Source organism: Oceanisphaera submarina (genome assembly GCF_046521305.1).
GTDB lineage: Bacteria > Pseudomonadota > Gammaproteobacteria > Enterobacterales > Aeromonadaceae > Oceanimonas > Oceanimonas submarina.
In genome coordinates this window covers 1-21410 of the sequence record NZ_JBKGFN010000009.1, presented here as the reverse complement: position 1 = coordinate 21410, position 21410 = coordinate 1, and the positions used below count along the sequence as shown (strand labels likewise).

Annotated in this window: 18 protein-coding genes; 10 read left to right on the top strand and 8 right to left on the bottom strand. The window is 58.6% G+C overall.

Annotated features, from left to right (window positions below):
- The first annotated feature begins 6 nt into the window (after positions 1 to 6).
- The 5 genes from ACLEIV_RS10080 (at position 7) to ACLEIV_RS10060 (ending at position 6585) form a co-directional block, all read left to right on the top strand.
- Positions 7 to 1164, top strand: coding sequence for an iron-containing alcohol dehydrogenase (locus ACLEIV_RS10080; protein ID WP_410456523.1), 1158 nt, complete (start codon positions 7 to 9; stop codon positions 1162 to 1164).
- A gap of 65 nt (positions 1165 to 1229) precedes the next feature.
- On the top strand, positions 1230 to 2726 hold the full coding sequence (locus ACLEIV_RS10075; RefSeq protein WP_410456522.1) for a CoA-acylating methylmalonate-semialdehyde dehydrogenase: 1497 nt from the start codon (positions 1230 to 1232) through the stop codon (positions 2724 to 2726).
- 206 nt (positions 2727 to 2932) lie between these two features.
- The gene (locus tag ACLEIV_RS10070) at positions 2933 to 3835 is read left to right on the top strand and encodes a LysR substrate-binding domain-containing protein (RefSeq protein WP_410456521.1); all 903 of its coding nucleotides are present in this window, start codon (positions 2933 to 2935) and stop codon (positions 3833 to 3835) included.
- 77 nt (positions 3836 to 3912) lie between these two features.
- Positions 3913 to 5601, top strand: a complete 1689-nt coding sequence (gene ilvD, locus ACLEIV_RS10065; protein WP_410456520.1) for a dihydroxy-acid dehydratase — start codon at positions 3913 to 3915, stop codon at positions 5599 to 5601.
- 558 nt (positions 5602 to 6159) lie between these two features.
- On the top strand, positions 6160 to 6585 hold the full coding sequence (locus ACLEIV_RS10060; protein WP_410456519.1) for an Hsp20 family protein: 426 nt from the start codon (positions 6160 to 6162) through the stop codon (positions 6583 to 6585).
- A gap of 69 nt (positions 6586 to 6654) precedes the next feature.
- Here the strand turns inward: ACLEIV_RS10060 and ACLEIV_RS10055 are convergent, their stop codons facing one another.
- From ACLEIV_RS10055 to glyQ, 4 genes are all read right to left on the bottom strand, one after another.
- The gene (locus ACLEIV_RS10055; RefSeq protein WP_410456518.1) at positions 6655 to 7917 is read right to left on the bottom strand and encodes a valine--pyruvate transaminase; all 1263 of its coding nucleotides are present in this window, start codon (positions 7915 to 7917) and stop codon (positions 6655 to 6657) included.
- Between the two features lie 159 nt (positions 7918 to 8076).
- Complete coding sequence (locus tag ACLEIV_RS10050; RefSeq protein ID WP_410456517.1) at positions 8077 to 8418, bottom strand: antibiotic biosynthesis monooxygenase family protein; 342 nt, start codon at positions 8416 to 8418, stop codon at positions 8077 to 8079.
- Positions 8419 to 8543: 125 nt separating this feature from the next.
- The gene (glyS, locus tag ACLEIV_RS10045) at positions 8544 to 10613 is read right to left on the bottom strand and encodes a glycine--tRNA ligase subunit beta (RefSeq protein WP_410456516.1); all 2070 of its coding nucleotides are present in this window, start codon (positions 10611 to 10613) and stop codon (positions 8544 to 8546) included.
- Positions 10614 to 10622: 9 nt separating this feature from the next.
- The gene (glyQ, locus tag ACLEIV_RS10040) at positions 10623 to 11534 is read right to left on the bottom strand and encodes a glycine--tRNA ligase subunit alpha (RefSeq protein ID WP_410456515.1); all 912 of its coding nucleotides are present in this window, start codon (positions 11532 to 11534) and stop codon (positions 10623 to 10625) included.
- Between the two features lie 133 nt (positions 11535 to 11667).
- Here glyQ and ACLEIV_RS10035 point away from each other — a divergent pair, with 133 nt between their 5' ends.
- Both ACLEIV_RS10035 and ACLEIV_RS10030 read left to right on the top strand, forming a co-directional pair.
- On the top strand, positions 11668 to 12237 hold the full coding sequence (locus ACLEIV_RS10035) for a DNA-3-methyladenine glycosylase I (RefSeq protein ID WP_410456514.1): 570 nt from the start codon (positions 11668 to 11670) through the stop codon (positions 12235 to 12237).
- A gap of 88 nt (positions 12238 to 12325) precedes the next feature.
- Entirely contained in the window at positions 12326 to 12976 is a 651-nt protein-coding gene (locus tag ACLEIV_RS10030; protein ID WP_410456513.1) for an OmpA family lipoprotein, read from the top strand.
- 51 nt (positions 12977 to 13027) lie between these two features.
- On the opposite strand, the gene ACLEIV_RS10025 is transcribed toward ACLEIV_RS10030, so the two are convergent.
- The 4 genes from ACLEIV_RS10025 to fadB all read right to left on the bottom strand — a co-directional run bounded on the left by ACLEIV_RS10025 (position 13028) and on the right by fadB (position 18188).
- Complete coding sequence (locus ACLEIV_RS10025) at positions 13028 to 13954, bottom strand: AEC family transporter (RefSeq protein ID WP_410456512.1); 927 nt, start codon at positions 13952 to 13954, stop codon at positions 13028 to 13030.
- 72 nt (positions 13955 to 14026) lie between these two features.
- Positions 14027 to 14272 carry a sulfurtransferase TusA gene (tusA, locus tag ACLEIV_RS10020; RefSeq protein WP_410456511.1) on the bottom strand — a complete coding sequence of 82 codons (246 nt, stop codon included), beginning with the start codon at positions 14270 to 14272 and terminating at the stop codon, positions 14027 to 14029.
- Between the two features lie 574 nt (positions 14273 to 14846).
- Positions 14847 to 16022, bottom strand: a complete 1176-nt coding sequence (fadA, locus tag ACLEIV_RS10015) for an acetyl-CoA C-acyltransferase FadA (RefSeq protein ID WP_410456510.1) — start codon at positions 16020 to 16022, stop codon at positions 14847 to 14849.
- Positions 16023 to 16043: 21 nt separating this feature from the next.
- The gene (gene fadB / locus ACLEIV_RS10010) at positions 16044 to 18188 is read right to left on the bottom strand and encodes a fatty acid oxidation complex subunit alpha FadB (RefSeq protein ID WP_410456509.1); all 2145 of its coding nucleotides are present in this window, start codon (positions 18186 to 18188) and stop codon (positions 16044 to 16046) included.
- Between the two features lie 376 nt (positions 18189 to 18564).
- Between fadB and ACLEIV_RS10005 the strand changes: the two genes are divergently transcribed.
- The 3 genes from ACLEIV_RS10005 to hemG all read left to right on the top strand — a co-directional run bounded on the left by ACLEIV_RS10005 (position 18565) and on the right by hemG (position 21278).
- Positions 18565 to 19194, top strand: coding sequence for a YigZ family protein (locus ACLEIV_RS10005; RefSeq protein ID WP_410456508.1), 630 nt, complete (start codon positions 18565 to 18567; stop codon positions 19192 to 19194).
- 92 nt (positions 19195 to 19286) lie between these two features.
- Positions 19287 to 20744: a TrkH family potassium uptake protein gene (locus ACLEIV_RS10000; RefSeq protein WP_410456507.1), complete on the top strand. Its 1458-nt coding sequence runs from the start codon at positions 19287 to 19289 to the stop codon at positions 20742 to 20744.
- Positions 20745 to 20753: 9 nt separating this feature from the next.
- Positions 20754 to 21278 carry a menaquinone-dependent protoporphyrinogen IX dehydrogenase gene (hemG, locus tag ACLEIV_RS09995; RefSeq protein WP_410456506.1) on the top strand — a complete coding sequence of 175 codons (525 nt, stop codon included), beginning with the start codon at positions 20754 to 20756 and terminating at the stop codon, positions 21276 to 21278.
- The last annotated feature ends 132 nt before the right edge of the window (positions 21279 to 21410 follow it).

Sequence of the window (21410 nt, the reverse complement as noted above, 5' to 3'; positions counted from 1 at the left end):
TCCTTTATGTCAAATCAGATCATTCTTCCACGGATCATGCAGGTTGGCGAAGGTGCCAGCAACGAAGTGCCCAATGTACTGGCCAGCCTGGGCTGCAAGCGGCCCTTGATCATTACCGACAACATGATGGTGGAGCTTGGCTATGCCGCTCGTATACAGGAGTGTCTGTCTCGCCACCAGATAGCCTCGGATGTCTTTGCCGATACGGTACCCGAACCCACCGTCAGCTCGATACAGGCCGGGGTCGACAGGGTCCGTGATGGCGACTACGACAGCATCATCGCCCTGGGGGGCGGCAGTCCCATCGACAGTGCCAAGGCCATTGCCATCCTCGGCAAGCACGGCGGCACCATGCGGGATTACAAGTTCCCCCGCATGGTTATCGAAGCCGGGCTGCCAATTGTAGCGGTGCCGACTACCGCAGGCACCGGCTCCGAAGTGACCCGGGTCACCATTATTACCGATGAGACGACCGACGAGAAAATGCTCTGCATGGGCATCGGCTTCATGCCGGTAGCGGCTCTGGTGGATTACAACCTGACCCTGAGCCTGCCATCGCGGATCACCGCCGACACGGGCATCGATGCCCTGACCCACGCCATCGAAGCCTATGTCAGCAAGAAGGCCAATCTCTACAGCGACAGTCAGGCGCTGTCGGCGATGCGGCTGCTGGCCCCCAATCTGCGGCGTGCCTATCATGACGGGGCGGACAAGGAGGCCCGCGAGGCGATGATGCTGGGGTCGACCCTGGCCGGCGTTGCTTTTTCCAACGCCTCGGTTGCGCTGGTTCATGGCATGAGTCGACCCATAGGCGCCGCCTTTCATGTACCTCACGGCCTGTCCAATGCCATGTTGCTGCCGAGCGTCACCCAGTATTCCCTGCCTGCCGCCCCGAAACGCTACGCGGATTGTGCCCGTGCCATGGGGGTGGCGGATGTACAAGACAGTGTCGAGGTAGCCAACGACAAGCTGCTGAAAGAATTACATGCGCTCAACGATGAACTGCAGGTGCCGACGCCGGCACGATTCGGCATAGACCGACAGACGTTCTTCGATCTGATGCCGACCATGGCCGAACAGGCGCTGGCTTCCGGCTCACCCAACAACAACCCCAGAGTGCCGAGCATCGACGACATGATCGCTATCTATCGCCAGCTCTGGTAAGCCAAATTCATTACCCACAACTCAACGGCAGCCGGGCTGTCATGCATGGACACGAGGAAAACAATATGACGACTGTAGGACACCTGATCAACGGCCAGCTGGTTACCGAAGGCACCCGGAGCCAGGATGTATTCAACCCCGCCACCGGCGAAATCAGCAAGCAACTCGACCTGGCCTCGACAAAGACCGTCGAGCAGGCGATTGCCGCCGCCCAGGCCGCCTATCCTGCATGGAGAAATACCCCTCCGCTCAAGCGGGCCCGCGTCATGTTTCGTTTCAAGGAATTGTTGGAACAGAATGCCGACCGGATTTGTCAGTTGGTCGGTGAAGAGCACGGCAAGATCTCCCACGATGCCATGGGTGAGTTGCAGCGTGGTATCGAAAACGTGGAGTATGCCTGCGGTGCTCCCGAGTTGCTCAAGGGTGAACATAGCAAGAACGTGGGTCCCAATATCGACTCCTGGAGCGAATTCCAGCCCCTGGGTGTGGTAGCGGGTATTACCCCGTTCAATTTTCCGGTGATGGTACCGCTGTGGATGTTCCCCATGGCGATTGTGTGTGGCAACTGCTTCGTGCTCAAGCCGTCCGAGCGGGACCCTTCATCCACCCTTTTTATTGCTCAATTGCTGCAAGAGGCCGGGTTGCCTGATGGGGTGATGAATGTGGTCAATGGCGACAAGGAAGCGGTCGATGCCCTGTTGCACGATGATCGCGTCAAGGCGGTGAGCTTTGTTGGCTCGACTCCGATTGCCGAATACATTTACAGCATGGCCAGCGCCAATGGCAAGCGCTGCCAGGCGCTGGGTGGCGCCAAGAATCACGCCATCGTCATGCCTGATGCGGATATAGACAATGCGGTCAACCAGCTGCTCGGCGCCGCCTTTGGTTCTTCCGGCGAGCGTTGTATGGCGTTGTCGGTCGCCGTTGCCGTCGGCGATGCCGCCGGGGACGCGCTGGTAGCCACCATGAAGGAAGCGATGCAGAAGCTGAAAGTGGGTCCTGGTACCGACAGCAGCAATGATTTTGGCCCGGTGATCACTCGCCAGCATCAGGAAAAGGTGGTGGCTTATATCAACAGTGCCGAACAACAGGGTGCCACCATAGTGGTGGATGGACGCAACCCCGAGGTTGCCGGTCATGAAAACGGCTACTTCGTGGGCGGAACCCTGATCGACAATGTCACGCCCGAGATGACGAGTTACCAGGAAGAAATATTCGGACCCGTACTGCAGGTGGTGCGGGTCAAGAGTATGCAACAGGCCATGGATCTGATTGATGCTCACGAATACGGCAACGGTACCTGCATCTTTACCCGCGATGGCGAGGCGGCACGTTATTTCTCCGACAATATCCAGGTGGGCATGGTCGGCATCAATGTGCCCTTGCCGGTACCGGTTGCCTATCACAGCTTTGGTGGCTGGAAGCGTTCCCTGTTCGGTGATCTGCATGCCTATGGTCCGGATGCGGTTCGTTTCTATACCAAACGCAAGACGGTAACCCAGCGCTGGCCTTCGGCCGGAGTCCGTGAGGGGGCCGAGTTTTCGATGCCGACCATGAAATAAAAGATTTCGGCGGTCCTTCGCCGTTCTGCTCTGGCTAATTTGAGCCGCATCTCCTTTGGGGGATGCGGCTCTTTATTTTGATGGCCATAAGGTCGAAGATGGGAGCGCAGATGCAGAAGCTGGTTTATCAGTGTTTCTCGGAAGGAAAAGGAATGTCTGTACCGGGATAGTTCATCGAGGCCGACAATATTTTAAAGAAGGACACCATGAAAAAAAGGCTTCCCCCTCTGAATTGGCTACGTTCATTCGAAGCCGCCGCACGTTATCTGAGCTTTACCCAGGCCGCTGGCGAGCTGAATCTGACTCAGGCGGCGATCAGCCAGCAGGTGAAGGGGTTGGAATCCCAGTTGGGGGCCGCGCTGTTCAAGCGCCTGCCCCGAGGGCTGGAACTGACCGATGCGGGCCTGGCCTATCTGCCTGCTATTCATGAAGCCATCCAGCGGCTGTCGGTGGCTACCGATGAAGTGTTCGGCCAGGGACGCATTCACCAGTTAACGCTCAGGGTCAATCTGGTTTTTCTGACCACCTGGCTGGCTCCTCGCCTCGGCCGTTTCAGGGCCAGGCACCCGGATATCGGATTGCGTTTCACCAGCAATATCTGGTGCGGTGAGAGTGACAAGGAAGCGGACGTGGAAATCCGCTATGGTCAGGGTTCCTGGGCAGGACTGAAGTCCGAACGGTTGACCTGGGACGAACTCTTTCCTGTGTGCAGTCCGGCATTGATCGACGAACCTTTATCATCTAAATCTCTTGATGCGCTGGGGCAGCATCCTCTGCTGCATGTGATCGGTTATGAAGAGGGCTGGGGCTACTGGTTGAACAGGACGGGCTACAGTCATCTCGATACACCTAGCGGGCTGCAATTCGATACTCTGATTTCGGCACTGGAGATGGCGGCACAAGGCCAGGGCTTTGCGCTGGGCAGAAGTTCACTGGTTGAAGGCATGATTGCCGATGGCCGGCTGATTGCGCCCTTCAGCCAGAAGGTGGCGACCTCGGAAGCCTTTCATCTGGTTTATCCCACTCATCAATACATACACCCTCACGCGGAAATTTTTCGCTCCTGGATTGTGGAAGAAGCCACGGCCGGCCGGGAGCGGCAGGAGTAGTCATCGTCATGGGCGTCGTACCACGCCTGAGCAACTACACTGGCTATATCGTTGAACCGAGATAGCAGGACAGCCGTATGACCCAGAGCAAATCCCGTAAATATTCCAGCCAGGTGGTCGACGGGCCCACCAAGGCCCCGGCCCGAGCCATGCTGCGGGCGGTCGGCTTCGAGGACGCCGACTTCAGCAAGCCGCAGGTGGGTATTGCCTCTACCTGGAGCAGTCTCACCCCCTGCAACATGCATATCGACGGCCTGGCCGAAGAGGCCGGCCGTGGCGCTGATGCGGCCGGCGGCAAGAGCATCATTTTCAATACCATCACCATCTCCGATGGCATCGCCAACGGCACCATCGGCATGAAGTACTCGCTGGTGTCCCGGGAAGTGATTGCCGACTCCATCGAAACCGTGGCGGGCTGCGAAGGCTTCGACGGCCTGGTGGCCATCGGCGGCTGCGACAAGAACATGCCCGGCTGTCTGATTGGCCTGGCCCGACTGAACCGGCCGTCGGTCTTTGTTTATGGCGGCACCATAGCGCCGGGAGCCAACCATACCGATATTATCTCGGTGTTCGAGGCGGTCGGCGCCCACGCCAAGGGTGAGAAGTCGCTGATTGAGGTGAAACAGATAGAAGACACCGCCATTCCGGGCCCCGGAGCCTGCGGCGGCATGTACACCGCCAACACCATGGCCTCGGCTATCGAGGCCATGGGGATGAGCCTGCCGGGCAGCTCGGCGCAGAATGCGACGTCGAACAGCAAGCTGACGGACTGCCATGAGGCGGGGGCCGCCGTGCTGAACCTGCTGGCACGGGATATCAAGCCTTCCGACATCATGACCCAGGCGGCGTTCGAGAATGCCATTACTGTGGTGATTGCCCTGGGGGGCTCGACCAATGCGGTGCTGCACCTGCTGGCCATGGCCCATGCGGTTGATGTCGAGCTGAGCCTGGATGATTTTACCCGCATCGGCAAACGGGTGCCGGTGCTGGCCGATCTGCGGCCCAGCGGTCATTACATGATGTCCGAGCTGGTGGCCATCGGCGGCATACTGCCACTGATGAAGACCCTGCTCGAGGCCGGTTTGCTGCACGGCGATTGCCTGACGGTGACCGGCCGGACCCTGGCCGAAAATTTAGGCTCGGTGCTGCCCTATCCGGCGGGGCAACAGATCATCCGGCCGCTGGATAATCCGATCAAGGCCGACAGCCACCTGAGGGTACTGTATGGCAACCTGGCGCCGGAGGGCTCGGTGGCCAAGATCACCGGCAAGGAAGGACTGACTTTCACCGGCCCGGCCCGGGTATTCGGCTCCGAGGAGGAAACCCTGGAGCGGATCCTGGACGGCACGGTCAAAGCAGGCGAGGTGCTGGTGATCCGTTACGAAGGCCCCAGAGGCGGGCCCGGCATGCGCGAAATGCTCAGTCCGACGTCCGCCATCATGGGCAAGGGGCTGGGTCAGGAGGTGGCGCTGATCACCGACGGCCGCTTCTCCGGCGGCAGCCATGGCTTCGTGGTCGGCCATATCACGCCGGAAGCCCAGCAGGGCGGGCCGCTGGCCATCGTCGAAGACGGCGACATCATTACCATCGATGCCGAGCTGAACAAGCTGGAAGTGCAGTTGTCCGAAGCGGACATAGCGGCCCGGCTGGCCAGGTGGCAGGCACCGCCGCCACGGTATCGCCGTGGCGTGCTGGCCAAATACGCACACACGGTCAACTCGGCATCACAGGGTGCCGTGACCGATGCGCTGGATGATATCGACTGATACCCATCGGATTAAACGATCGATACTTTTTGACTGTTATCTCAATCCGGACAAAGGGTCCGCTTCTCCGACCCGCTCAAGCACCTCCTTGTGGCGCTCAGCACATGACATCCGACCGCCAAGGATGGCGGGAGTGTCAGCATTGCAGGAGCCGTTGTTGACCTGTCATGTGATGGTCGGTGAAGCAGATCCCTTTGTCCTCTTTGATGCTCCGGCGTGGCCTGTTGGCGCCGTCTGCGGACCACTCGGTGCTCAAGAAGAGGCAACAGAGAACGACTCCTACGACCGTGAAATGCCATGGATGGCATTTCCGAGCTCCCATGGATGGGTTCATGGCGTGTCGTGGGAGACGGCTGTGTTGCCTCTGGCCTGAGGACTCAATATGAATTGGTATGATATCGGCTGAAAAACATGCAAGCAGGCCCTTGAAAGTGACATTCGAGGGCCTTATATCTTTAAGTGAGGCAAGGGAATCGCTCAGCCGAGGATTCCATGATTGCGCGTCTCGCCCGTCCAAGATGGAGGGCACCTTAACGTTGCTCACAAGAGGATATTATTATGTCACGCTTCGATCTCACTCCCCTGTACCGCTCCGCCATCGGCTTCGATCGCCTGGCATCCCTAATGGAAAACGCCGCCAGCGGCAGCAGCAACACCGGCTATCCACCGTACAACATAGAGCTTATCAGCGAGAACCAGTATCGCATTTCCATGGCGGTGGCTGGCTTTGCCCGTGAGGATCTGGACATCACCAGCCATGAAAACACCCTGATGGTGAAGGGAAGTAAAGAGCAGGACGAATCACAGAAGAATTATCTGTATCAGGGCATCGCCGAACGCGGTTTCGAGCGCCGTTTCCAGTTGGCCGATCATGTCAAGGTGACGGGTGCCGACATGGAAAATGGCCTGCTGCATATCGATCTGGTACGCGAAGTACCGGAAGCCGCCAAGCCGAGAACCATTGCCATCGGCAAGACCGAATAATCGCGGTCAAACAGGCACATCAAAAAACGCCGGCCATTGCCGGCGTTTTTGTCTATTAGGTGTCGTTGTTTATTCGACGACGGGCGCCTGGTAGATCGCCAGCACTTCTTCGGCCAGTATCTTGATGCCGGCCTGTACATCGGCTTCCGACTGGGCGTAGTTGAGGCGAATACATTGTTTGCTGTGAGCCCAGCCGCCGTCTTCGATACCCGGGAAGAAATAATGGCCGGGCACCACCAGCAGGCCTTTCTGTTTCAGGCGCTCATACAGTTCCTGACAGTGAATAGGCAGATCCTCGAACCACAGCCACAGAAACAGTGCGCCTTCCGGCTTGTGAATATGAAACTGGGGCAGGGGGATGGCCTGCTGCAGCCAAGTTACCGCCTGCTGTGCCTTGGCCTGGTAGAAGGGGCGGATCACCTCGTTGCTGAGCTTGATCACGTCACCGTTTTCCATCATCGGCAGCGTCAGGGCCGGGCCCATGCTGCCGGGGGCCAGGTTGATGATGCCGCTGATGTTGGTCATGGCCTGAATAATGGCAGGTGGAGCTACCACTATGCCGCAACGTACGCCCGGCAGCCCCAGCTTGGACAGACTCATGCACAAAATGGTGTTGTCGTTCCAGAACGGCTTGGCATCGGTGAAGATGATGTTGGGGAAGGGCATGCCGTAGGCGTTGTCGATCAGCAGCGGGATGCCTTTCTCGCGCGCGATGTCGTCCAGACGCATGATCTCTTCGTCGGTCAGCACGTTGCCGGTGGGATTGGTGGGCCGGGAGACGCAGATCAGACCGATGTCGTCACCTACTTCCAGCTGGTCGAAATCGACGTGATACTTGAACAGGCCGTTATCCAGCCGGGTGATGGTGGGCTTGCAGGCTTTGAAGTGATCTTCGCTCAGGGCGCCGTCGCCGTAACCTATGTATTCCGGCGCGAGCGGGAACAGCACCTTTTTCTTGCGGCCGTTGCCAAAGTCGCCGGCCAGCAGGTTGAACAGATAGAAGAAGGCGGTCTGGCTGCCGTTGGTCAGGGCGATATGCTCGGGGCCGACCGGCCAGCCCAGTTCCTTGGACAGCAGCTTGGCCAGGGCGCGAATATAGGCATCCTTACCCTGGGGGCCATCGTAGTTGGCCATGGCTTTCAGCAGATCGCCATTTTTCACCAGCTGCTGGGATTGCTGATCCAGATAGGCCAGCACCTCGGGAATCGCGGCCGGGTTGCCGCCGCCCAGCATGATGGTGTTGGGGGTGGTCAGGCCCTGGTTGAGATCGTCCATCAGCTGGGTAATGCCGGCGTGGCGGGTGAACTTCTGACCGAATGCTGAAAATTCCATGAGATAACTACCAAAGAGAAAGCGGTTGTCGAAAGGGTCACGTTATCCGATATCGTCTCTGGTGTCGACCGAGGTGGGGAGCGACGACACCGCCCTGGTGTTAACCGTTATCTGCAACACCAGGGCGATGGGTTCGGGGCTTATGGGGGCTAATAAGGGCTAGTAAGAATAGGTCTGGGTCGGCCGGGCGTACTTGTCCGGCTGGGCTGCGTAGCTGATCTTGAGCGCCAGCACCGTGCATTTTTCTTCGTCTTCCATGAAGGGGCTGAGTTCGCTGAGCATGTTCTGCCGGGCGGAAGAGTCCTGCCAGCGTTCCCAGCATTCGATGTTTTCCCAGTTGGATATGACATAGAAATGATTGGGATGATGTGCGTCCCGGTAGGCATCGCCTTTCAGAAACCCGGGCCTGTCGGTGATTTGCAGCATCAGGCTGCGGACTTTCTCCAGGTAGGCATCTTCCAGCCCTTCGGCGATATGACGTTCGATAATGACTTTAATCATCGGCACTTTCCTTGTTGCATTTCGATACTATTAATTTGTAACACAAATTCCGGGGGATTTGGTAAGACCAGAAAATAAAAAGCCCCGCATCGGCGGGGCTTTCGAGGCTCACAAAGCGAGGACCGTTACTGCAGTAGCGAGATATCCGCGATTTGCAGGAACAGGTTGCGCAGCTGGTTGAGCAGCGCCAGGCGATTCAGTCGCATGGCTTCGTCTTCCGCCATTACCATCACCTGATCGAAGAAGCTGTCCACGCCTTCACGCAGGGCGGCCAGCTCGCTCAGGGCGCTGTCGTAATCGGCGGTGGCGAACAGCGGCGTCAGGCGCTCGGCCAGTTCGGCCAGCTGACTGGCCAGCACCTTCTCGGCTTCGTCCTGCAGCAGGGCCGGGTTGATCTCGCTCGGGATCTCGCCCTCGAACTTGGCCAGAATGTTACCCACCCGTTTGTTGGCGGCAGCCAGGGCGGCGGCGGCGTCCAGCTCGCGGAACTGGCTGACGGCCTTCACTCGGGCATCAAAGTCGGCCGGGCGGGTCGGACGGCGCGCCAGCACCGCCTGAATGACATCCACGCCGTAGCCAAGATCCTGATACCAGGTGCGGAAGCGGCCCAACATGAAGTCCAGGATCTCGTCGGCGGCCTTGGCGTTGCTCAGCTTGTCGCCGTACAGTGCCTTGGCCTGCTCGATAAGAATCGGCAGATCCAGGTCGTAGTCTTTTTCGACGATGATACGCAGGGCACCCAGGGCGGCCCGGCGCAGAGCGAAGGGGTCCTTGTCGCCTTTGGGAGTCTGACCGATGCCGAAAATGCCGACCAGAGTATCCAGCTTGTCGGCCAGCGCCACGGCGGCGGAGATGTCCTGGCTGGGCAGATCGTCACCGGCAAAACGGGGCTGATACTGTTCTTTCAGCGCCAGGGCCACGGCTTCGTCTTCGCCGTCGTGGCGGGCATAGTGCATGCCCATCACGCCCTGGGTGTCGGTGAACTCGAACACCATGTTGGTGACCAGGTCACACTTGGACAGCAGACCGGCACGTTCCGCCTGAGCCTTGTCGGCACCGATGGCGGCGGCGATAAAGCCGGACAGGGCGCTGATGCGCTCGGATTTTTCCTTGACCGTACCCAGCTGTTTCTGGAACAGCACCTTGTCGAGCTGTTCCAGCCGGGATGCCAGCGGTGTCTTGCGGTCGGTATCGAAGAAGAACTCGGCGTCGGCCAGACGCGGACGTACTACTTTTTCGTTACCACCGATGATCTGACTCGGGTCTTTCGACTCGATATTGGTGACGAAAATGAAGGTCGGCAACAGCTTGCCGTCGGCATCGTAGACCGGGAAGTATTTCTGGTCGCCCTTCATGGTATACACCAGCGCTTCGGCCGGTACCTTGAGGTATTTTTCCTCGAAGACGGCGGTCAGCACCACCGGCCATTCCACCAGCGAGGTGACTTCTTCCAGTAGATCCTCGTCGAGGTCGGCAATGCCGCCTGCGGCGGCGGCGGCCTGTTCGACACCGTTCTTGATGATGGTCTTGCGGCTCTCGAAGTCGGCCAGCACCTTACCGGTCTGCTCCAGCGCCTGCAGGTAGTGGTCTGCATGAGCCAGTTCAAATTCCTGCTCACCCATGAAGCGGTGACCGCGCAGGGTGCGGGCCGAGTCGACCCCCAGAATGGTGGCCGGCAGCAGCTGGTCGCCCAGCAGCAGGGTCAGGGTATGCACCGGGCGGATAAACTGGATGCTCTTGCCACCCCAGCGCATGGCCTTGGGGATCGGCAATCGGCTCAGCGCCTGTTCGACCATGGCGGGCAGCAGCTCGGTGGCGGCCTTGCCCTTGATGTCGGCGATGTGTACCAGCCACTCGCCCTTGTCGGTTTTCAGGCGTCCGGCCTGACCGACCTCGATGCCGTTGCCCCGGGCCCAGCCCATGGCGGCCTTGGTGGGGTTGCCGTCGGCGTCGAAGGCGGCCTGTACCGCCGGACCGCGTTTTTCCAGCTGCTTGTCGGGCTGGCCGGCGGCAAGCTCAGTAACATACACCGCCAGGCGGCGGGGAGCGGCATACCAGTGCACCTCGGCAAAGGGCAGATCGGCGTTGGTAAGTTCTTGCTTGAGGTTGTCGGCAAAGGCCTGGCCCAGGCTGCGCAATGCCTTCGGCGGCAGCTCTTCGGTACCGAGTTCAACCAGAAAATTCTGTTCAGCCATGCTGGTCCCTTATCCTTCTTTTTTACACATGGGGAAGCCGAGGGCCTCGCGGGAGGCGTAGTAAGCCTCGGCGACTGCCTTGGTCAGGGTGCGGATACGCAATATGTAACGTTGACGTTCGGTGACCGAAATCGCCTTGCGGGCATCCAGCAGGTTGAAGGCGTGGCCCGCTTTCAAAATACGCTCGTAGGCGGGCAGCGGCAGCGGCGTTTCAAGGGCCAGCAGGTGCCGACATTCTTTCTCGCACTGTTCGAAGAAGCCGAACAGGAAGTCCACGTCTGCATGTTCGAAGTTGTAGGTAGACTGTTCTACCTCGTTCTGATGATAAATATCACCATAGGTGGTCTTGCCCAGCGGACCGTCGCACCACACCAGATCGTAGACCGAGTCCACACCCTGAATGTACATGGCCAGACGTTCCAGGCCGTAGGTGATTTCACCGGTGACCGGCTTGCATTCCAGGCCGCCTACCTGCTGGAAGTAGGTGAACTGGGTCACTTCCATGCCGTTGAGCCAGACTTCCCAGCCCAGCCCCCAGGCACCCAGGGTCGGGTTTTCCCAGTTGTCTTCCACAAAGCGGATATCATGCACCAGCGGATCCAGACCCAGTGCCTGCAGCGAGCCCAGATAGAGTTCCTGCAAGTTGTCCGGTGAGGGCTTTATCATCACCTGGAACTGATAGTAGTGCTGCAATCGGTTGGGGTTTTCGCCGTAGCGACCGTCGGTAGGACGGCGAGAAGGCTGCACATAGGCGGTGGCCATCGGCTCCGGGCCTATGGCGCGCAGACAGGTCATGGGATGAGAGGTGCCGGCACCTACTTCCATATCCAGAGGCTGTACTATGGTGCAGCCTTGCTGGGCCCAATAATCCTGCAATGTCAGGATCAGACCCTGAAAGGTATTGATATCGAATTTTTGCATGATGTTCGCGCCTTGATATAGGTGCATTCGCAGTGTGAAACTAGGCGGATGAGTATACCTTCTGACCCGATGCGAATATAGGCTTAGGGTGTGTCCCGTTCGCATTACAGAATACAAATGGCAAGGAGAGACCATGCTGGCACGCTGTGGCTGGGTGAATGACGACCCGAGATATCAGGCCTATCACGACCGGGAGTGGGGAGTGCCCGAGTACGATGGACGGGCTCTGTTCGAGAAATTGTGTCTGGACGGCCAGCAGGCGGGATTGAGCTGGTTTACCATTCTCTGCAAGATACCGGCGTACCGGGCGGCCTTTGCCGATTTCAACCCGGAGCTCATCGCCACCTTCGGCGAGCAGGATGTCGAGCGGCTGATGCAGGACAAAGGCATAGTGCGCAACCGGCTGAAGATCCGCTCGGTGATCACCAATGCCCGGGCCTATCTGCGGATGCAGGAGCAGGGCATCGATTTCGGCCACTGGCTGTGGGACTTCGTCGGCGGCAAACCGGTGATCAACCGCTGGCCGACCCTGAATGAGGTGCCGACCAGCACGAATGAGTCGGAGGCCATGGCCCGGGCGCTGAAGCGGCGCGGCTTTTCTTTTGTCGGTGGCACCATTTGTTATGCCTTCATGCAGGCGACCGGTATGGTTAATGACCACTTGCTCAGCTGCCCCCGGCATCCGATCCACGACAGCAGCTGACATCCGGGGTGAAATGAGGCTTTGTAGAACCCCGCAAGCGGGGCTATATTGTGGAATACTTGTGCTTGCTACATATGGAACCTATTTTATGAAAAAAATCTGTCTGGCTGTTGCTGCGACCCTGGCTCTTTCTGCCTGTACCACCAACCCTTACACCGGTGAGCGAGAGACTTCCAAAGCCGCCATCGGTGGCGGCCTGGGCGCCCTGGCAGGAGCCGTCATCGGTGGTGCTTCTGCCAGCTCCAGCGATCGCAAGAAAGGCATCCTGATCGGTGCCGCCAGTGGCGCGGCCCTGGGTGGTGGCGTCGGCTACTATATGGACGTACAGGAAGCCAAACTGCGTGACCAGATGCGTGGCACCGGCGTCAGCGTGACTCGTAATGGCGACAACATCATCCTGAACATGCCAAGCTCCATTACCTTTGCGGTAGACAGTGCCGATCTGTCGCCCAGCTTCTATAACACCCTGAGCGGTGTGGCCATGGTGCTGAAAGAGTATGAGAAGACCTACGTCAACGTGGTGGGTCACACCGATAACACCGGCTCTGCCAGTCACAACCAGGCGTTGTCCGAGCGTCGTGCCGCTTCCGTGGGCCAGTTCCTGATCAGCCAGGGCGCCGCCGCCAATCGATTCAACATTCGTGGTGTCGGTTTCAATCAGCCGGTTGCGAGCAACAACACCGCAGACGGCCGGGCCCAGAACCGTCGGGTAGAGATCACCCTGAGCCCTATCTCCTAAGCGCTCCGGTTCTTGGTGACAGAAAAATGCCCGCTCATCAGCGGGCATTTTTTATGGCTGCAAGGCACCCAACAGCGACATCCATAACGGTAACACCGCCATCGCCAGCAGAGTCTGGCCGGTGATCACGGCGGCCATCAGCGGCGCGTTGCCGCCCATCTGCCGCGCCAGTATGTAGGATGAAGTCGCGGTAGGCAGGGCGGTAAAGAGCACCACCACTCCCAGCTCTACCTCTTTTAGCCCCAGTAACCAACCCGCCGTCAGTGCCAGCAGCGGCAGCAGGCCGAACTTGATGACGCAAGCCTGCCAGAACGCGGCTCCGGTACCGCGCAGCGCCTCGAGCTGCAACGCGACCCCCACGGCAATCAATCCCAATGGCAAGGCGGCCTGCCCGGCCAGGGCCAGGGTGTCCCGACTCCAGCCGGGCAGCCCTATACCAGAGACATTGAGGGCTATGCCGATGAGACAGCCGAGCAGCAAGGGATTTTTGGCCAGCGCCCGCAGGGCACCCCAGAGTCCGGATTGGCCACTGCCACCACAGCCGACAAACATCAATACGCAGAGGATATTGACCAGAGGCACCATGATGGCAATGGCCACGGCGGCGGCAGTAATACCGGCCTCACCGTACAGGGCCGCGGCTCCGGCCAGACCCACGTAGGTATTGAAGCGCAGGGCGCCCTGAAATACAGAGCTGAAAGAGGGTAGATCCAGCCCGAGCCGGTTGCGCAGTAGCCAGAGCCCGGCGGCCAGCAGTATGAGCAGGCCGGCCAGCAGGCTGATCATGCCGCCAAAAGCCACCTGACCGAAGTCGGCCGTGGCCAGGGTGCTGATCAGCATGGCCGGAAACAGCAGGAAATAGATAAAGCGCTCGGCGCCATGCCAGAACTGCGGATCGGGAAAGCGCAATCGCCTGAGCACAGCGCCGGTGAGAATCAACAGAAACAGGGGGCCGAGCGCATTGCTGACGGTGAGCATGGGTATCTTTACCAAACGAGACTGGCGGCTAGTATGACTGCCGGGAGGGCCTCATATCTGCGGCCCCATGATTCAGTTGCCTTTCTGGATCAGGAACTGGTAAGGCAGTTGCTCTACCTGGCAGGACAGCAAGGCGTGATCCATGAACTGGCAGAAGCTGGGAATATCCCGGGTGGTGGAGGGATCGTCGGCGGTGATCAGCAGGGTTTCGCCGGCGGCCATGGTGCGCACCTGCTTGCGGACCATCATCACCGGCTCGGGGCAGCGCAGTCCGGTGGCATCGAGGTGATGCTGGGGATCGAGAAGAGACATCGTCATATATTCGCTATCTTGCAATAAACCTGACTATTTTAATGCTGTTTAAATTATGGTCAACCGTTAAGGAAGTTTTAAGCGGTAAGCTGTCAGCTGTAATACCCATCGCATTAAATATTCGATCTTTTTGACTGTCATACCCATCCCGGACAAAGGGCCCGCTCCACCGACCCGCTCAAGCACCTCCTTGTGACGCTCAGCACATGACGTCCCTGTCATGTGATGGTCGGTGGAGCAGATCCCTTTGCCCTCCTTGATGCTCCGGCGTCGCCTGTTAGCACTGCCTGCGGACAACTCGGAGTTCCAGAAGAGGCAACAGAGAACGGCTCCCACGACCGTGAAATGCCAAGGACGGCATTTCCGAGCCCCCACGGAGGGCTTATGGCGTGTCGAGGGAGGCGGCTGTGTTGCCTCTGGTCTGGGGCCTCAATATGACCAGATCATTACTGGGATTGGTATAAGAAGACAAAGGAGGCTGCTCCGCCGACCTTCCGTTTCAGGGATGAAACGGTGAGTGCCATCGCCTACCGCGAGCCGGCGGAGTGGGCCCTTTGTCTGATTGATCTACAAACGACGGTTATACCCGCTCGAACACGGTGGCGATGCCCTGGCCCAGCCCGATGCACATGGTGGCCACGCCGAAGGTGGCGTCTTTACTTTCCATCAGGTTCAGTAGTGTGGTCGAGATGCGGGCGCCGGAACAGCCCAGCGGGTGCCCCAGGGCGATGGCGCCGCCGTTGAGGTTGACCTTGTCGTCCATCATCTCCAGTAGTCCCAGTTCTTTCAGTACCGGTAACGACTGGGCGGCGAAGGCCTCGTTCAGCTCGAACAGGTCGATATCCGCTATCGACAGTCCGGCGCGTTTCAGTGCCTTGTGCACTGCCGGTACCGGTCCGTAGCCCATGATGGCCGGGTCACAGCCGGCCACGGCCATGGCCCTGATGCGGGCGCGGGGCTTCAACCCCAGGGCGGAGGCCTTGTCGGCGGACATCACCAGCATGGCGGCGGCGCCGTCGGACAGCGCCGAGGAAGTGCCGGCGGTCACGGTACCGTTGACCGGATCGAACACCGGGCGCAGCTGGGCGAGGGATTCCAGACTGGTGTCCGGACGAATCACCTCGTCCTGCTCGAACAGGGTCAGGCTGCCGTCGGTTGAGTGGCCGTTGGTAGCCAGTATTTCGTTGGCGAAGCGACCTTCCCGGGTGGCCAGGTGGGCCCTTTGATGAGAGCGTACCGCAAAAGCATCCTGCTGTTCGCGGCTGATGTGGTGCAGCCGGCCCAGCATTTCGGCAGTCAGTCCCATCATGCCGGAGGCCTTGGCTACATTCAGAGCCAGGCCCGGATGGAAGTCCACCCCGTGGTTCATGGGCACGTGACCCATGTGCTCGACACCGCCGACGATAAAGACATCGCCATCGCCGACCATGATGGCGCGACTGGCATCGTGCAGTGCCTGCATCGAGGAGCCGCACAGCCGGTTGACGGTCACGGCGGCCACCTGTTTGGGCAGGCCGGCCAGCAGGGCGGCGTTGCGGGCTATGTTGAAGCCCTGCTCCAGGGTTTGTTGCACGCAGCCCCAGTACACATCTTCGATATCGGAGGCGGCCAGCGCCGGGTTACGGGCCAGCAGGCCGCGCATCAGATGAGCGGATAGATCCTCGGCTCTGACGTTGCGAAAAGCGCCGCCCCTGGAACGACCCATGGGGGTACGAATGCAGTCGACAATGACGACCTCGTTGAGTGCCTTGTTCATGCTGTTGTCTCCTTGCGCCAATCAGTAAAACGTCTTGTTGTCGGCGGCCATTTGGCGCAGACCGGAGCTGACGTGATAGAGGGGGCCCAGATGGGCGAATTTGTCGGCCAGCGCCACGTAGGCGGCGAGTCCCATCTTGTCCAGGTAGCGGAACACGCCACCGTGAAACGGCGGAAAGCCGATGCCGTACACCAGCGCCATGTCCGCCTCGGCGGGGGAGTCGATAATGCCTTCTTCCAGGCAGAGCACCACCTCGTTGATCATGGGAATCATCATGCGGGCTATGATGTCGTCCGGCTCGAAGTCGGAGCGTTCGCCGGCGACGGTGGCCAGTAGCTCATGGCTTTCGGGATCCGCTTCTTTCACCGGCTTGCCTTTCCTGTCCCGGCGGTGGTCATAGAAGCCTTTGCCGTTCTTCTGGCCGAAACGCTGCTGTTCATACATCACATCGATGGCATCCTTGCCGCTCTTGCCCATGCGTTCGGGGAAGCCGTCGGCCATCACCGCCGCTGCATGATGACCGGTGTCGATTCCCACCACGTCCAGCAGCCAGGCCGGACCCATGGGCCAGCCGAATTGCTGCTCCATCACCCGGTCGACCTGTACGAAGTCGGCGCCGTCGGCCACCAGTTGATTGAAGCCGAAGAAGTAGGGGAACAGCACCCGGTTGACGAAGAAACCCGGGCAGTCGTTGACCACTATCGGTGACTTGCCCATGGCCGCGGCATAGGCCACCACCCGGTTGATGGTGTCATCGCTGGTCTGCTCGCCGCGGATGATTTCCACCAGCGGCATCCGGTGTACCGGATTGAAGAAGTGCATGCCGCAGAAGCGCTCCGGCCGCTTGAGGCTTTTGGCCAGAGTCGAGATGGGAATGGTCGAGGTGTTGGACGCAATCACGGTATCGTCTGCCACATGGGCTTCCACCTCGGCCAGCACCTGTGCTTTAACTTTCGGATTTTCGACTACCGCTTCCACCACGGTGTCGACGCCCTGCAGGCCGTCATAGCTTAAGGTAGGGGTGATGCCGGTCAGTACTGTGGCCAGTCTGGTGCCATCAATCTTGCCCCGCTCCAGCTGTTTGTTGAGCAGTTTGCCGGCCTCGTTCATGCCAAGAGTCAGCGCCTGGTCGTTGATGTCTTTCATCACCGCCGGAATCCCCTTTACCGCCGACTGATAGGCGATGCCGCCACCCATGATGCCGGCGCCCAGCACCGCCGCCTTGCGGGCGGGTTCGGCGGCCCTGACCGCCTGTTTGGCTTTACTCTTGATAAACTGATCATTCAGGAAAATGCCGACCAGGGCCCGGGCGACCGAGGTCTGGGTCAGGGTGATGAAATTGCTTTGTTCAATGCGCAGTGCCTGATCCCGGTCCAGTCTGGCGGCGGCTTCGATGGTCGTTACCGCCATCATGGGGGCCGGATAATGGGGGCCGGCCTTGGCGGCCACCATGCCTTTGGCAGTATTGAAGCTCATGGCCGCTTCCAGCTTGTCCAGCGTGAGCGGTGCCGTTTTCTGTGCTCGTTTTGCCTGCCAGTCTTGTTTACCTAAAGCGGCGTCTTTCAGCAGCTGTATGGCAGAAGCCTGCAGCTTGTCGGTGTCGACCACCGCATCCAGCACACCCAGGGCGAGGCAGACATCTGCTTTATTGTCCTGACCTGTGGTGATCCACTCCATGGCGTTGTCGGCCCCGATCAGCCGGGGCAGCCGTACCGTGCCGCCAAAGCCGGGCATGAGGCCAAGTTTGGTTTCCGGCAGGCCGATGCGGGCGCTGACGTCGCCGATACGAAAATCGGTAGCCAGGATGCACTCGCAACCGCCACCCAGGGCGTAGCCACGCACCAGGCTCACGGTCGGGAAGGGCAAATCTTCGATGCGGTTGAAAATGCGGTTGGCCTGAGACAGCCAGTCGTCGAGTCTGGCTTGTGGTAGGTCAAACATGTCCAGAAACTCGGTGATATCGGCACCGACAATAAAGGCGTCTTTGCGGCTGGTCAGCATCAGGCCGTTCAGATCCGGGGTTTGCTCGAGTGCGGTAACGGCCTGCTCCAGCGACAGCAGGGTGGCTCTGTCCAGCTTGTTGATGCTGCCCTTGCCGTCAAAGCTCAGTTCAGCAATACCGTCTTGCAGTAATTGTACAGAGAGGGCTTCGCCTTGGTAGATCATCCTAATGTCTCCTTAGATTCCCTTGGGCTGCTCCGATACTCCCGGGCAGGGATGAAGTCACTATGAACAGAAAAACAGCAGAGTTCAATATCAAATTAAAACAATTGTTTTAATTTTGTCTGGTTATTTTCAAGGGGTTAAAACCCGGCTGTAAACGAGCAAAAGATGACTTCCCCTGCCGATTCGGCAACAATGTCGCGCTATTTTTCGCCGGCTTATAGGAGCTGTTGACCTTTCGGGATGATTTTTGCCGCAGTGTGTGGGTTCGGCTAAACGCGTTTGTCTAGAACAGAATTCAACCTCGAAAGGTATGTAGACCCTAATGGGGCCTAATCATCAATATCGGGCGACTTTGCCTTGCCTGGGAGTGAGAGTCATGAATATGTCTCCCTATCTGGTACCGGCTACTTCGGTGGTGTGGGAGCAGGAGATTAAAAAAAGCCGCTTTATCGCCTATCTGGCCCATACTCCGGACTCTGCAGCAGCCAGGGCTTTTATCGAGGCGGTGCGCACCCGGGAGCCTTCGGCGGGCCATCACTGCTGGGCCTTTGTTGCCGGCATGCCGACCGACTCCCGGGTGCTGGGCTTCAGTGATGATGGTGAGCCTTCGGGCACAGCCGGTAAACCCATGCTGGCCCAGCTGCAGGGTTCGGGAATTGGCGAAATTACCGCGGTCATTGCCCGTTATTTCGGGGGCATCAAGCTGGGTACCGGGGGGCTGGTGCGGGCCTATGGTGGCACCCTGGCGTCGGCATTGACGCAACTGAAGACCGTTGAGCGGCGCATCATGGCCTCGCTCGACGTCAGAGCCGATTACGGCGATATGGCGTTGCTGGAGTTTTTGCTTGGTGAATATCAGGGGCAGTGGCTACAAGTGGATTACGGTGCCGAGGTAACCGGTGTGCTATCGGTTGAGGCGCGAGCCGTACCGGAGTTTTGTCGTCAACTGCTGGATCGTAGCCAGGGACGAGTGGTGGCCAGACCGGTGGAACCGGATGCTGGCTGAGTTTGGGGTCTGTTGAGCTTTCGAGGTGATTTTGCTGCTCGAACAAAATTTAACCGCGAAAGATCAGCAGACCCTTGTATATTGGAAGTACCATGCATATACGCACAATTATCCGCATCGTGGGCATTCTGGTCGCCCTGTTCAGCGTCACCATGCTGGCCCCGGCTCTGGTGGCCTACATCTATCGGGACGGTGCCGGACTCGATTTTTTCAGTGCCTTCGTTATCTGTCTTATCCTGGGCTTGGCGCTGTGGTTTCCCAATCGCACCCACAATAAAGAGCTGAGAGCCAAAGAAGGCTTCCTGATCGTGGTGCTGTTCTGGACCGTGCTGGGCAGTGTGGGGGCCATTCCCTTCATGCTCAGTACCGAGCCGGATATGACGGTGGCCGAGGCTTTCTTCGAATCTTTCTCTGGCCTCACTACCACCGGCGCTACCGTGATTAGCGGCCTCGATACCTTGCCCAAGGCTATTCTGTTTTACCGGCAGATGCTGCAGTGGCTGGGTGGCATGGGGATCATAGTGCTGGCGGTGGCCATACTGCCCATTCTCGGCATCGGTGGCATGCAGCTGTTTCGTGCCGAAATACCGGGCCCGGTCAAAGACAACAAGGTGGCGCCCCGCATTGCCGAAACCGCCAAAACCCTGTGGTACATTTATCTGGTGTTGACCATTGCCTGTGCCCTGCTGCTCTGGCTGGCGGGCATGAACCTGTTCGATGCCATCTGTCATTCCTTTTCTACCGTGGCCATCGGCGGCTTTTCGACTTACGACGCCAGCGTGGGCCATTTCAACAGCCCCATGATCAACCTGATTATCGTGGTGTTCCTGCTGATTGCCGGGGTCAACTTCAGCCTGCACTTTGCCGCCTTCGCCAACCGGGGATTGCGGTTGTCGGTGTACCGCCTCGATCCGGAAGTAAAAGTCTTTATCGGGATACAGCTGATACTGACACTCATCTGTCTGTCGGCCCTGTGGGCGCATCGGGTATATACGGATCCTTGGCAGGCACTGGACCAGTCGCTGTTTCAGGCGGTATCCATTTCCACCACCGCCGGTTTCAGTACCACCGGCTTTGCCGATTGGCCGTTGTTTCTGCCGTTACTGCTGATGTTTTCCTCCTTTATCGGTGGTTGTGCCGGCAGTACCGGCGGCGGTATCAAGGTGGTGCGTATCATGTTGCTGAACCTGCAGGGAATGCGTGAGCTGAAGCGGCTGATCCACCCAAGAGCCGTCTATCGTATTAAACTTGGCAATAAGGCATTAGCTGATAAAGTGGTGGAAGCGGTGTGGGGCTTCTTTGCCGCTTATGCTCTGGTCTTCGTGCTCTGTATGCTGGCGCTGCTGGCAACCGGCATGGAAGAACTGACGGCCTTTACCGCCGTGGTGGCTACGCTGAATAATCTCGGTCCGGGCCTGGGTGATGTGGCTGCCAATTTCGGCACCACCACCGACGGCGCTAAATGGATCATGGTCCTGGCCATGCTGTTCGGCCGTCTTGAAATATTTACCTTGCTGGTACTGTTTACGCCTGCCTTCTGGCGTAGCTAAGAGGAGTCTATGGAAAAACTGTTGGTACTTTATTCATCTCGCAATGGTCAGACGAGAAAAATCATCGAGGCGATGCAGGATGAATTTAGCGGTTACGATGTGGAAGTATCAGACTTGCATGGCTCCACCCGGAAAAACCTCAGCAAGTATGACAAGGTGCTTATTGGCGCTTCTGTTCGCTATGGTCATTTCCATCGGGACCTCTATAACTTTATTCATATCCACAGTGAGCAGTTGGCCGCAGCCGATGCGAGTTTCTTCTGTGTCTGCCTTACCGCACGCAAGCCGGAAAAGGCCGATCCCAAGAACAACGCCTATATAAAAAAGTTTCTGGCCAAGTCACCCTGGCGGCCGCGAGCCATAGGCGTGTTTGCCGGCGCGCTGAAATACAGCGAATACAATTGGTGGCAGACCCGCATTATCCAGCTGATCATGAAGATAACCGGCGGCAGCACCGATACCAGCCGGGATCTCGAGTTTACCGATTGGGATAAAGTCAGGGATTTTGCCCGACAACTGGCTGGTAAAAGATAACGGGAAGTTAACAAAACATGAATAAAAAGCGGTTTAAGATTATTTTATGTACAAAGCCGCCTTTTTTCATAAAAATGTCAAAAAAGCCCTTGCGCAAAATCGGCCGCTCCCTATAATGCGCATCCACTGACA